The organism is Sideroxydans sp. CL21 (assembly GCF_902459525.1).
GTDB lineage: Bacteria > Pseudomonadota > Gammaproteobacteria > Burkholderiales > Gallionellaceae > Sideroxyarcus.
This window is the reverse complement of record NZ_LR699166.1, coordinates 269,134-282,500: the sequence shown is the minus strand read 5'-3', so window position 1 is coordinate 282,500 and position 13,367 is coordinate 269,134. Positions and strand designations below refer to the sequence as shown.

At 58.5% G+C, this 13,367-nt stretch carries 11 protein-coding genes (1 of these 11 running past the window's edge); 6 read left to right on the top strand and 5 right to left on the bottom strand.

Going from position 1 to position 13,367, the window contains the following annotated elements; translation table 11 throughout:
* Both rpmE and QOY30_RS01365 read left to right on the top strand, forming a co-directional pair.
* Positions 1 to 62, top strand: partial view of a 50S ribosomal protein L31 gene (rpmE, locus tag QOY30_RS01370; protein ID WP_283742852.1) — the end only. Its footprint begins 160 nt before the window's first position; the window shows 62 of its 222 coding nt (coding positions 161-222); its start codon lies beyond the left edge, outside the window; its stop codon occupies positions 60 to 62.
* 272 nt (positions 63 to 334) lie between these two features.
* On the top strand, positions 335 to 1,978 hold the full coding sequence (locus QOY30_RS01365; protein WP_283742851.1) for an ArnT family glycosyltransferase: 1,644 nt from the start codon (positions 335 to 337) through the stop codon (positions 1,976 to 1,978).
* 25 nt (positions 1,979 to 2,003) lie between these two features.
* On the opposite strand, the gene QOY30_RS01360 is transcribed toward QOY30_RS01365, so the two are convergent.
* The 3 genes from QOY30_RS01360 to aroC form a co-directional block, all read right to left on the bottom strand.
* Positions 2,004 to 3,668, bottom strand: coding sequence for an ArnT family glycosyltransferase (locus tag QOY30_RS01360; RefSeq protein WP_283742850.1), 1,665 nt, complete (start codon positions 3,666 to 3,668; stop codon positions 2,004 to 2,006).
* 1,055 nt (positions 3,669 to 4,723) lie between these two features.
* The gene (locus tag QOY30_RS01355; protein WP_283742849.1) at positions 4,724 to 5,032 is read right to left on the bottom strand and encodes a hypothetical protein; all 309 of its coding nucleotides are present in this window, start codon (positions 5,030 to 5,032) and stop codon (positions 4,724 to 4,726) included.
* 41 nt (positions 5,033 to 5,073) lie between these two features.
* Positions 5,074 to 6,168 carry a chorismate synthase gene (gene aroC, locus QOY30_RS01350; protein WP_283742848.1) on the bottom strand — a complete coding sequence of 365 codons (1,095 nt, stop codon included), beginning with the start codon at positions 6,166 to 6,168 and terminating at the stop codon, positions 5,074 to 5,076.
* Between the two features lie 129 nt (positions 6,169 to 6,297).
* Between aroC and QOY30_RS01345 the strand changes: the two genes are divergently transcribed.
* The 3 genes from QOY30_RS01345 to QOY30_RS01335 all read left to right on the top strand — a co-directional run bounded on the left by QOY30_RS01345 (position 6,298) and on the right by QOY30_RS01335 (position 8,446).
* Positions 6,298 to 7,080, top strand: a complete 783-nt coding sequence (locus tag QOY30_RS01345) for a TatD family hydrolase (protein ID WP_283742847.1) — start codon at positions 6,298 to 6,300, stop codon at positions 7,078 to 7,080.
* A gap of 84 nt (positions 7,081 to 7,164) precedes the next feature.
* Entirely contained in the window at positions 7,165 to 7,650 is a 486-nt protein-coding gene (locus QOY30_RS01340) for a hypothetical protein (RefSeq protein WP_283742846.1), read from the top strand.
* A gap of 64 nt (positions 7,651 to 7,714) precedes the next feature.
* Positions 7,715 to 8,446: a tRNA threonylcarbamoyladenosine dehydratase gene (locus QOY30_RS01335; protein WP_283742845.1), complete on the top strand. Its 732-nt coding sequence runs from the start codon at positions 7,715 to 7,717 to the stop codon at positions 8,444 to 8,446.
* Here QOY30_RS01335 and QOY30_RS01330 read toward each other — a convergent pair whose 3' ends face one another.
* The gene (locus QOY30_RS01330; protein ID WP_283742844.1) at positions 8,447 to 8,875 is read right to left on the bottom strand and encodes a pyrimidine dimer DNA glycosylase/endonuclease V; all 429 of its coding nucleotides are present in this window, start codon (positions 8,873 to 8,875) and stop codon (positions 8,447 to 8,449) included.
* Positions 8,875 to 9,420, bottom strand: a complete 546-nt coding sequence (gene thpR / locus QOY30_RS01325) for an RNA 2',3'-cyclic phosphodiesterase (RefSeq protein ID WP_283742843.1) — start codon at positions 9,418 to 9,420, stop codon at positions 8,875 to 8,877. Before thpR ends, QOY30_RS01330 begins: the two co-directional genes overlap by 1 nt.
* Positions 9,421 to 9,509: 89 nt before the next feature.
* Here thpR and QOY30_RS01320 point away from each other — a divergent pair, with 89 nt between their 5' ends.
* The gene (locus tag QOY30_RS01320; protein WP_283742842.1) at positions 9,510 to 13,367 is read left to right on the top strand and encodes a DUF3683 domain-containing protein; all 3,858 of its coding nucleotides are present in this window, start codon (positions 9,510 to 9,512) and stop codon (positions 13,365 to 13,367) included.

Sequence of the window (13,367 nt, the reverse complement as noted above, 5' to 3'; positions counted from 1 at the left end):
CTGCGGGCCGCATCGAGAAATTCCGCAACAAGTACAACACCGGCGCCAAGACCGCCGCTTGATGCAACTTCATCAAGAGTAAAGATCAAAAGGCAGCGCTCGCTGCCTTTTTCTTTTATTCCGACAGAAAACCCCGCCCAGTACAACGCCAGAACGAACGCAAGCCACCCACCCCTGTTCTCTGCCGGACAGGGTGATACTTACGCAAAGCTGGCGCAACGTTGGCCATTAGGTAAGAATGGGGGAACCAGCTGCGCCTGATTAGTATGCACACTATCCACAAGGCGAGCCCATCGCAGCACAAATGCTCAAGATCATCGAATAAAATACATAGATGTACGCTTACTACACCAAGTTAAAAGAACCCGAGATCACGCCGATCAAAGCGGGCTTCCTGTTCCTGCTGTGCGCAACCTGGTTGCTGACCGGACTCATCGGACACGATCCGTGGAAGCCGGACGAAGCTTATGGCTTCGGGCTGATTTATCACATCATCCAGAGCCACGACTGGATCGTCCCGACGCTGGCTGGCGACCCCTATCTGGACAAACCGCCGCTGTATTACTGGACTGCAGCGCTGTTTGCCAAGGCCTTCGCGCCCGTCCTGCCGCTGCATGATGGCGCGCGACTGGCTACAGGCTTCTACACCGCACTCACCCTGCTGTTCGTCGGCCTGACCGGGCGGGAACTGTTCGGCAACAATCGCGGCTGGCCTGCTGCAATCACCCTCATCGGCTGCCTCGGCATGCTGCTGCACGCCCACGAGATACTCACCGACAACACCCTGCTCACAGGCTGCGCCATGATGCTGTACGGCTACGCACTCAGCCTGCGCCGCGCCAAACTGGCAGGCGTGTTCATTGGCATCGGCCTTGGTATCGGCTTCATGAGCAAGGGCGTCGTCGCTCCGATGCTGTTCCTGCTCATCAGCATCGGCCTGCTGCTTTTCCGCAACTGGCGCACACGGGCATATTTCACCACGCTGGGCATAGCCCTGCTCTGTGCACTTCCCTGGCTCATCGTATGGCCATGGCTGCTCTTCCAGCGCTCTCCCGATCTCTTCATTGAATGGGCGTGGACACGCAACATCGGGCGCTGGTTCGACTACGTCCGCAGCGGCAACTTCCGCGAAGTGTTCTATTACCTGAAAGCCTTGCCCTGGATGGCTTGGCCGGCTGCGCCTCTGGCGGCGTGGACGGTGTGGGAAGCGCGCAAACGCATGGTGCAGGAAGCCGAGTTCCAGCTATTGCTGACCAGTTTCATCGTCATGCTTCTCGTTTTGAGTTTTGTGCCCGACATCAACGACCAGAACGGTTTGCCCATGCTGTTGCCGATCTCGCTTCTCGCCACGGCAGCACTTTCCACAGTGCGGCGCGGTGCGGCGAACGCACTGGACTGGTTCGGCATCATGACCTTCGCCCTGCTCGCCATCGCACTATGGTGGGGCTGGGCCGGCCTGTTGCTCGACAACAATGCCAAGATCACGCATTGGCTGAAGGACTACCAACCCGGCTTTGATCCGGCCTTCTATGCGATCCCTTTCTGGATTGCCGTTTCATTTACTGTGCTATGGATCGTGCTGGTGTGGCGCGTCGGTCGCTCGGTGCGCCGCTCGCTCATCAACTGGGCTATCGGTGTCACCCTTCTGTGGGTACTCGTCATGACACTGTGGCTGCCCTGGCTGGATACCGGCAAGAGCTACCGCCACATGGTCGATGACCTCAAGGCGAATCTGCCGCAAAAATACAACTGCATCGCCGGTGTGCGCATCGGCGACAGCCAGCTTGCAATGCTGCAATACTTCGGCGATATCAATACGCGTACCAAAGCGACTCGCGTATGCGACCTGTTGCTGGTGCAGGGCAATCGCATCGCCAAGCCCATCGAAGACGAGATCGGCTGGGACAAGATTTGGGAAGGTGGACGCAAAGGCGACCAGAACGAACGCTTCCGGCTATATCAGCGCGTCGGACAATAACCAGGACTTGGGAAACAAAGCTTCATCATTTCACGCCATCGACTTGCTCGATGCGGATGTCTTCCAGGGGTTCCGTACCTTTGGCCAGACGCAAGAAGCGCGGGAAGGTGCCGGTCTTATGCACCACCCAGCGCCCTTGCGCGACTTGTTCCATGCGCCCCAACCGCCCGCTCATCTGCGCCAATTGCTCGCCGCTGACCAGCAGGTAATAACGTCCGGTCTTGGGTAACTGTGCCGCGTCGTCCACCGCATAACAAGGCGAACGGTTGTACAACCCCAGTTCGCGCGCCACGATATCCATCTGGTACACATAGATCGGCGCCTCCGGCTTGCCCGTCAGTTGCACGTTCGCATTGTGCGCCACACTAATTGCAGTGAACGTCAGCGCATTCGTCAGCGCCAGAAATGTGTACAGCATCGCGATGCCGAACACCGGATACACCAGCACGGCACCGGCACGCAGCTGCTTGCGAGTGATATAGCCATACACCAGCAAGGCAGCGAGCATCGTCAGCACCACGGCCAGCACGACGAGATTAGCCACATATGCGCTCAGGCCCACAGCCAAGGCAACCAGCAGGATCGTTATCGCCAGCTGCACGATAAAAAGCGCACTACCATTCCCGCGCATCGCCAGCCAGTCATGCAGGAATTTCCCGCACAGGATCGCGGCGAACGGAAACAGGATCACCGTGTAGTGATCGAGCTGGAAGCTGGTCGCACTGAACAAGCCAAAGGTGACAAAAAACGCACCGCACAGGAACACAAAACGGGCACGCCCTTCGGTGTCGGGTGCAAAGAACTTGCGCACGCCGGAAACCATTGCCGCCATGAACACCGCCACCCACGGCAGGAACGCCCACAGGAACACCAGCACGAAATAGAACGGATTGCCGTTGGTGTTCTTGATCGGCCCGGTATTGAAGAAACGCCCGAACTGGCTGTCCCACAGGAAGAACTTGATGCCAGAGACATGCGTCTCCCCGAACACCACTTTCTCGGGATGCATATCGAATTGCCGGTACAGCGCGATCACTTCCGGCGCCGTGAACAGCAGCGACAGCGCGAGCGCCAGCAGCCACTTCCCGCTCCACAATTTGTGCCATTGTTGCCGGTACATCCACATGCACACCAGGCCGCTGGTGATGGTGATCAGCGTGAACACGCCCTTGGTCATCACCGCACAGGCGCTGAACAGCGCACCGAGCAGCAGATATTTGATTTTGGTTTGAGCGTCGTAGCGCAGCCAGTAATAGCAGGCGCCCATGATGAAGCCGGTCAGATAGGTTTCCGCCTTCACCTCGATGGAAGAATCCATCAAATGATAGACAGACACATATACCAGCAACGACAGCCATGCCGTCTCGCGTCCATAGAACAGACGCGCGATGCGGTAAGTGTAGTAGCCGCCGATCAGGTGGAACAAAAAGCCCGGCAGGATGTAGGTGAACGCGCTGATGCCGCCGATCTTGAAGGACAACGCCGTGATCCAGAAAGGCATATGCGGCTTGTCCAGCCAGTCCTTGCCGTCCAGCACTAGGTTCGCCCAGTCGTTATTGAGCGCGATGTGCTGGGAGAGGGCCGCGTAGGTGATGGAGTCGCCGCCGTTGATGACGGGGGAGAGCATGGCGGCTGCATTGATGAGCAGGGTGATTAAGATTAGCCATTTGGCTTGGTGGGAGATGTTCATTGTTGCAATGCTACCTTTTTATTTGCTTCCGCCAAACTCCCCGTTCGCGGTTTGTTCCCTCTCCCACCGGGGGAGGGCTAGGGTGGGGGAACACTCGGTGTATTCCCGCTTATCTTAAAACCAACAACGTCGGGGGTAGCCCGACAGCTAGTCACTTTTTCTTGCTTCGCCAAAGAAAAAGTAACCAAAAAGAAGGCGACCCCGGTGCACCGCCCCTTCGGGGTTCCCTGCGTTGCTCAACCAGACAGGCCTCCTCATAAACTCGCACGATCCGCTGCGCGTCCACGTGCTCAAACATATTCGTCGGACTACCCCTGTCTGGTCTGCGCTACTCGGCGGTGTACAGGGGAGAGCAATTCAAAACCGAACCCCAAAAACCAGCGAGGCGGGCAACGCCCGCCTCGCACAAATCCAAAGACGTGCGTGTAACGCACACAAAACCGCCTTTGATTTTCTTTCCCCTGTGCGCCGCCTCGATATTTCACCAACAAGCGGAGGTTTAGGCGAGCACTGTCCGAGCTCCGCGGTAGGGCACGTTTTGTGTGCCCTGTTAGGGCGAGTTGCGCAGCCCCGCTTGTTGGTGAAATATCGAGGGAACCCCGCAGGGGCGGCGCACCGGGGGCGACTTCTTTGGGTTACCTTTCTTGGCAAGACAAGAAAGGTAACTTGCTGCCGGGCAACCCCCGGCGGTTTTTCTTTAAGCCATACGGCTCAATGCCCGTTGGTTATTGCGCCCACATGCTATTTGACAGGCGTGGTAACGCTTACCAGAGAAGGCGGGGATCGATACCCAATCAGTAGATGGGTGAAATATTTCGAACCATCTGGTTTTCGACTGACCATACGTACCTTAATTGCGCCAAATCCGGCATTGCCTAATACAGATGCGAGCAATTCAATTTCTTTTCGTTCCGATCCTGAAATTGAAAGACCCTGTGGCTCTTCATGGAGGAACCCCATAGGTGCGAATGCTGATATTTCTAATCCGCTATTTGAAAGTACATTCCCAAGACTCCGCGCAAATGCAGCCCCCTCTGGATCGCCAGATACCCAACTTATGGTAATCTGCATTGGTAAATTTTAAGCTGTTGTTGCAGGACTTTAGCTTGTTGTAGCGTTACCTCTCGCCAAGCAAGTTGCTCTTTAAGACGTTCTTGTTCAAGCTTAGCCTGAGCTGTTTCGGCCTTTGCTTTCGCTGTCTCCGCCTCATTAGCAGAAATGCGTTCATCGGCAAATTTTTCCCGCACTCCACCGCTCCAAAATACGCCCGCAGTTCCAATCAGCGCAAGTGTTGCGCCAAGAACGAGCAACACATTCGACCATGTATAGATAAAGTCAGCAGCTTGCGACGTAATTGAGTACATTGGTCGTATCAAATATTTATGAGCCACAGGATAAATGACCTCTATCTCAACTTTGGCGTCTCACAAACCACATCCCCATTCTGCGCCCGATTGCGCAAAGCATGATCAATCAACACCAACGCCAGCATCGCCTCCGCAATCGGCGTAGCCCGAATCCCAACACAGGGATCATGCCGACCTTCGGTAGAAACCTTCACCGCCTCCCCCGCCTTGTTGATGGAGTTGCGTTCAATGCGAATACTCGAAGTCGGCTTGATGGCGTAATGCGCAACGATGTCCTGCCCGGTGGAGATGCCGCCAAGGACGCCGCCCGCGTTGTTCGTCAAAAAACCTTGCGGCGTGAGCTCGTCGCCATGTTCACTGCCGCGCTGGGTCACGCAAGCGAAGCCTGCACCAATCTCCACGGCCTTCACCGCATTAATCCCCATCAATGCATGGGCGATATCGGCATCGAGCCGGTCGAACACAGGCTCGCCCCAGCCCACGGGAACGTTGTGCGCCACCACGGCGAGTTTGGCGCCTATGGAATCACCGGATTTGCGCAATGCGTCCATGTAGTCTTCCAGCTGCCCGATGTAGCTCGCATCGGCAACGAAGAAGCTGTTACCTTCCTCATGCAGATCTCCCCAGCTCTTGAACGGGATCTCGATTTCGCCGAGTTGCGCGAGATAGCCGCGCACCTCTACACCGTATCTTTCGCTCAGCCATTTCTTGGCGATGGCACCCGCTGCCACGCGCCCCGCCGTCTCCCGCGCCGAGGCGCGGCCGCCGCCGCGATGGTCGCGGATGCCGAATTTCTGCCAGTAGGTGTAGTCGGCATGGCCGGGACGGAAGGTGTCGGCGATGCTGCCGTAATCCTTGCTGCGCTGGTCCTCGTTGCGGATCAGCAGCGCGATGGGTGTGCCGGTGGTCTTGCCTTCGAACACGCCGGAGAGTATCTCCACCGTGTCCGATTCGCGGCGCTGGGTGACATGGCGGGAAGTGCCGGGTTTGCGGCGGTCGAGGTCGAGCTGGACGTCCTCCTTGCTCAACTCCAGTCCCGGCGGGCAACCGTCCACGATGCAGCCGATGGCCGGACCGTGCGATTCGCCGAAAGAGGTGACGGTGAACAAAGTACCGAATGTGTTTCCAGACATGATGTTATCTCGCTAAATCAGTGCTTGGAGTTTACCATACGCAACATCGTGCAGACCCATGAGAGTCCTTGATGAGAGCCATACTGATGACTGCCGCGGCTGGCAATATCGATCCGAACGTGAATTAACGTGTACACCGACACCCACTGCCATCTTGACGCCGCCGAATTCGGCAACACTCAAGCCGACATCGTGCGCGATGCCCTTGCGGCTGGCGTGAACCGTATTGTCGTCCCCTCGGTAGCGCGGTCCAACTTCGACACCGTGCGCAAACTGTGCGAACAATATACGAACTGCTCACCCGCTTACGGCATCCACCCGATGTACACGGACGATGCCGCGCCGGTCGACCTGGATGTGATGCGAGATTTTCTGAAACAGCACCAGGCGGTTGCCATCGGCGAGATCGGACTGGACTTTTTCATCCCGCATTACAATCAGGCGCGGCAGGAGCATTTCTTTGTCGGGCAGCTGAAACTGGCGCGCGACTTCGACCTGCCGGTGCTGCTGCATATCCGCCGCGCGCAGGACACTATCCTCAAGCACCTGCGCCAGATCAGGGTACGCGGCGGTATCGCCCATGCCTTCAACGGCAGCCGGCAGCAGGCGGATGAATTCATCAAGCTCGGCTTCAAGCTTGGCTTCGGCGGCGCGATGACCTATTCGAGGGCGACACGATTGCGCGAACTCGCCGCCACCCTGCCGCCGGACAGCATCGTGCTGGAGACCGACGCGCCGGATATTCCGCCCGACTTTCTGGAGCGAGGACTGCCGAACGAACCGAAGTACCTGCCGCGCATCGCCGCAACGCTCGCGGAATTGCGCGCGTTGCCGCTGGAGGATATTGCGCGCATCACCTCGGAGAATGTATTGTCCGTACTGCCGAAACTGAAGACGCCCGCCGCACAATAAAATGCCACGAAAGCGGGAAGCCCGTTTATATTCTGATAATGTCCGCCTTGCTCAAGGCCGTATCGAACCAGCCAAGGAATTTAAATGAAGAAATTGCATTGTGTTGCACTCGTTTTCTCAACCCTGTCTCTCGGCGCAATGGCTGACGACTCCGGGCTATTCTATGTGGCCGGTGGCGCCAGTACCGGCGGGGCCAATTTCAGTCTCGGCGCAGGAACAGATATAGACGTGCTGGAAATCAGTTCAATCAAGCTGGGCAATGTAAATGGCAACAATCCGGCCAAATTTGTAGGCTTGTCCCTGGTTCAGAATGCCACTCCGGCCAAGGATTTCAACCTGCTGTTTCGTTTGGGTTTCGGCAAGGCGACCACAGACTTCGGCAATGGCTTGTATGCCTCCAAAGTTGGCTATGGTAACGGGGTCATCTTCGGCGTGGGCGGGCAGTACCGGGTGAACAGTCATCTGGCATTCCGTACGGAACTGAACCGCATCAATTATGCGGCTTCTGCCGATGGCCGGATGTCGGGGCTGGCCTATCCGCTCACCCTCAGCGCTTTGTACATCTTCTGATCATTTTCGCTCCCGCCTGCAGCCCGATGGTTGAACACAAGAACCCCATTTCCGCTTTCTCGTCATGAACAACCCCACCCCGCCCCAATTCACCCGCACCCACATCCTGCTTGGCGATGAAGGTATCGCGAAACTCAAAAGCAAGCATATTTTCATTGCGGGGCTCGGCGGCGTAGGTTCCTATTGCGCCGAAGCTATGGCACGCGCGGGCATCGGCCGGCTGACCCTGCTCGACCATGACAAAGTGGGAGTCAGCAACATCAACCGCCAATTGCCCGCCCTGCTTTCCACGGTCGGGCAATCCAAAGCCGAACTCATGCGCGCCCGCATCGCCGACATCAACCCGGAATGCGAAGTGACGCTGTTGTACGATTTTCTGACCATCGACAACGTGAACGACCTGGTGCCCGGCGACGTGGATTACGTGATGGACTGCATTGATTCCCTGTCCTGCAAGGTTGCGCTGGTGGTGGAAAGCCACAAGCGCGGCCTGAAAGTCGCGTCGAGCATGGGGGCGGGCAACCGGCTTGACCCTTCCCACATCAAGGTGGCAGACATCGGCAAAACGGATATGTGTCCGCTGGCGAAACAGATGCGGCTCAAGTTGCGCAAACACCACGGGATATACAAGGGCATATTGACGGTATTTTCGGACGAGCATCCGAGCGCGCCGCTGCCGCCTGAGCCAACGGGCCGGGGTCGTCCGCGCGCGGTGAACGGCACCATCAGCTACATGCCGCCGCTGTTCGGCTTCATGCTGGCAGGGGCGGTGATCAAGCGCCTACTGGAAGAATAGTCACAGCACTTCCCAGTCCTCGATTCCGCCGTCGATCAGTGTAAACAGCGGATGGAGGGAGGGGCTGGCGATATTGGTCAGCCGTTCATAGGCGGCAAAATCGCGCGCTTTGAGCTTTGCCTTCAGGTGTCTCAACTCGTATGCAACTTGCCCGTCTGTGACAGAAATCTTGACAGCGGGGCCCTTGTGTAAAATCTTGCTCGCATCGAAGTTATAGCCGCGTCGCGCGGCTTCAAGCTGCACGGCCCGCAAATAGGCGCCGATCGCCGCGATCGGATCGGCATGGCTTTTGAAACGCTTAAGCTGCGGGTGGTTGCGGTAGCCCTTGGTCTGGCCCAGCAACACTTTCTGCGCCAGCAGCGTCTCGCGCCACAGGGCAACCAGGCCTTTTGCGTCGAGATGTTGCGGATGGACGGACCAGATACGCATCAGGCGTCCTGCAATGGAAAGTTCGCCAACACTTCATATTTGGCGCCCTGTTCGTCATGCAACGACTGCACCAGCACAAAGTCATTGACCTGCCAGCGGACAGCTTTCATGGGCGGCAAATGGGCATCGCTCCACTGCGCGTTGCGCAGCAATGTGACATGCGGCTTGTACGGACGCGCATCAAAATGGAAACGGTGTCTGCGCAAGCTTTGCTCCAGTTCACCCACCAATTCCGAAAGATGCGGCGGGATCGCATCCGGCGCCGCATAGGCAATGTGGTTATGTCCCCAGTAATGGACCGTCGTCAGGATCAACTCGAATCCCGGGCAGTTCACCTCCCGCGCCGCCAGCTGCAGGGCCTGCAGACGATGTTCGGCCACCTCGCCGAGGAACACCAGTGTGGCATGCAGGGTATCTGCCCGCATCACCCGCCCGCCGCACAAATCGCGCAACGCAGGTTGCCATGCGGCCATGGCAGCACGCTCTGCGTCGTCGGGCCAGCATGCGAAGAACAGGCGCATTTTTTTTTCGTCGGGCTGCTTCATGGCGCCGATGCTAACTCCATTCATGCTTCGGGGTCGAGCAAAGACGAGGGATACTGTAGAATGTGTAACTCGTTGAACTGCAAAAAACCATGAGCGCACGCCTACGCGAAATCCCTTACAACTACACCTCCTTCTCCGACCGCGAGATCGTACTGCGCATACTGGGCAGCGAGGCGTGGGACATCATCAACACGCTGCGCGCCGAGCGTCGCACCGGACGTTCGGCACAGATGCTGTACGAAGTGCTCGGCGACATCTGGGTGCTGACGCGCAACCCGTACCTGGAAGACGACCTGCTCTCCAACCGCAAGCGGCGTGAAGCACTGATCGGCGCACTCCGTCATCGCCTGAATGCCATCGAGGCGCGCCGCGTGGCCACTGAAGGTGCGGCCAATACCAAGCAGGATCACAACCTCAAGGTGAAGCGCCTGCTGGACATCACCCATGCGGCGGTGAACCGGTTCGCCGAAGAATTCGAACACACGTTGCAATTGCGCAAGCGCACCCTGCGCGTATTGAGCCGATACACCCGCAAGGACAACATCCAGTTCGACGGCCTGGCGCGCGTCTCTCATGTGACCGATGCGACCGACTGGCGCGTGGAATATCCGTTCGTGGTGTTGAACCCGGACACCGAGGAAGAGATCGCCCCGCTGGTGCGTGCGTGCATCGAGCTCGGCCTGACACTCATTCCGCGCGGCGGCGGCACCGGCTACACCGGCGGCGCGATTCCGCTCACCAAACTTTCTGCCGTCATCAACACCGAAAAGCTGGATGCGCTTTCCGCGGTCGAACATCTGACGCTGCCCGGTTTATCCTCGCCCTACGCCACCATCCAGTGCGGTGCCGGCGTGGTGACCCGCCGCGTGATGGAAGCGGCGGAAGCCGACAAGCTGGTATTCGCGGTCGACCCGACCTCGGCGGATGCGTCATGCATCGGCGGCAATGTGTCGATGAACGCGGGCGGCAAGAAAGCCGTGCTGTGGGGCACGGCGCTGGATAACCTAGCTTCGTGGAAGATGGTCACGCCCGACGGCTTGTGGATGTTCATCGAACGGCTCGACCACAATCTGGGCAAGATCCACGACGCAGAAACCGCCCGTTTCCGCATCTCGCGCTTCGAAGCGGACGGCAAGACGCCGCATGCCGAACCGGAAATACTGACCATTCCCGGCAGTTCGTTCCGCAAGGCAGGGCTGGGCAAGGATGTCACCGACAAGTTCCTCTCCGGCCTGCCCGGCATACAAAAGGAAGGCTGCGACGGCATCATCACCTCGGCGCGTTTCATCCTGCACCGCGAGCACAAATTCACGCGCACGGTGTGTCTGGAATTCTTCGGCCAAGTGCACGAAGCGGTGCCCGCCATCGTCGAGATCACCTCGATGTTCAACGGCCGCAATGCGTCGCCTGCGCCGATCTTCCTGGCCGGCCTGGAGCATCTGGACGAGCGCTATCTGAAAGCAGTGGGCTATGCCACCAAGGCCAAGCGCACGGGACGCCCTAAAATGGTGCTGATCGCCGATGTGGTCAGCGACGACGAGCGCGCTGTCGGCGAGGCGGCATCCGAGATCGTGCGCATGGCCAACCTGCGCCATGGCGAAGGTTTCATCGCCGTCACCGCGGAAGCGCGCAAGAAATTCTGGCTGGACCGGGCACGCACCGCCGCTATCGCCAAGCACACCAACGCTTTCAAGATCAACGAGGACGTGGTGATCCCGTTGCCGCGCATGGGCGACTATTGCGACGGCGTGGAGCGCATCAACATCGAGCTGTCGCTCGGCAACAAGATCAAATTGCTGGATGCACTGGATGAATTTTTCGCGGGTGAATTACCGCTGCGCTACCAGGACGACGCGCAACTGGGCGCGGCCGAGTTGCTGGGCAACCGCCCGCAGGTTGCACAGCAATTGCTCGCAGATATCCGTACTCGCTGGACGTGGCTGCTGGAGAATCTGGACGCGCCGCTCTCATCCTGCCCCTTCGCACCGGATGATGCACAGGATGCGGTAACCGTGTTCGATGCGGTGCAGCGTCACCTGCTGCGCGCCTCATGGAAGCGCGAACTGCGCGAACCATTGCGCCAAGCCTTCGGCGGCAGCACCTTCCTGCCCATCGTTGATCAATGCGCCGCAATCCACCAGCGCATACTGAAGAGCCGCGTGTTCATTGCGCTGCACATGCATGCGGGCGACGGCAACGTGCACACCAACATTCCGGTCAACTCGGACGACTACGCCATGCTGCAACAGGCCTACGGCGCGGTCGATCGCATCATGCGTCTGGCGCGGGATCTGGGCGGCGTGATCTCCGGCGAGCACGGCATCGGTATCACCAAGTTCGATTACCTCGAACAAAGCGAGGTTGCGCCCTTCGTCGCGTACAAGCAGAAAGTCGACCCCCACGGACACTTCAACAAGGGCAAGCTGTTGCCGGGCAGCAATCTGGAACATGCCTATACGCCGAGCTTCAACCTGATGGAACTGGAAAGCCTGATCCTGGAAAAGAGCGAGCTGGGCAAGATTTCCGATTCGATCAAGGACTGCCTGCGCTGCGGCAAGTGCAAGCCGGTATGCACCACGCATGTGCCGCGCGCCAACCTGCTCTACTCGCCGCGCAACAAGATCCTCGCCACTTCGCTGTTGATCGAGGCATTCCTGTACGAAGAACAGACCCGGCGCGGCGTATCCATCGCGCACTTCGACGAATTCAACGACGTGGCCGATCACTGCACTGTCTGCCACAAGTGCCTCAAGCCCTGCCCGGTCGACATCGACTTCGGCGATGTGTCGGTGGCGATGCGCAACTTCCTGCACAAACAGGGCAAGAAAAAGTTCAACCCGGCCACCGCGGCCTCCATGCTGTACCTGAACAGCACCGATCCGCTCACGATCAAGATCATGCGCAAGGTGATGATCGAGTGGTCGTACAAGGCACAGCGCATCGGCTACCGCATCGCCAAGCATCTGGGCCTGTTCCGCCAGCAAGTGGCGCATCCGCCTGCCACCGTGGGCAAGCCTGCGATCCAGGCCAAGGTGATCCACTTCATCAACAAGCCGATGCCGGGCGGATTGCCCAAGAAGACCTCGCGCGCGCTGCTCGACATCGAGGACAACACCATCGTGCCGGTGATACGCAACCCGCGCAAAGTGAACGAGGATACCGAAGCCGTATTCTATTTCCCCGGGTGCGGATCGGAGCGCCTGTTCGGACAGGTGGGACTGGCGACGCAGGCGATGCTGTACGAGATCGGCACGATCACCGTGCTGCCACCGGGATACCTGTGCTGCGGCTACCCGCAGACGGCCGCGGGACAGGAAGACAAGGGCAGCCAGATCACCACCGACAACCGCGTGCTGTTCCACCGCGTAGCGAACACGCTGAACTATCTCGACATCAAGACGGTGATCGTGTCCTGCGGGACCTGCATGGACCAATTGCTGAAGTACCAGTTCGAAAAGATATTCCCCGGCTGCCGCTTGCTCGACATCCACGAATACTTGCTGGAGAAAGGCGTGAAGTTGCAGGGGGTGCAGGGTACGCGCTACATGTATCATGACCCTTGCCACTCGCCGATGAAGACTTACGCACCGCTCAAGGTGGTGAACGAACTGATGGCGACGCCTGTGGCTCTGAACGACCGCTGCTGCGGCGAAGCGGGTACCTTCGGTCTGAGCGTGCCGCAGATCGCCACTCAGGTGCGCTTCCGCAAGGAAGAAGAGATGCGCAAAGGAGCGGATGCCCTGCGTAGCGATGGCTTTACAGGTGAAGTGAAGATACTCACCTCCTGTCCGGCCTGCCAGCAGGGCTTGAGCCGTTACACTGATGACGCCGGCACGACCACCGATTACATCGTGGTCGAAATGGCGAAGCATCTGCTGGGTGCCAGCTGGCTGGAAGACTATGTGGCAAAAGCCAACAACGGCGGAATCGAACGCGTGCTGTTATAG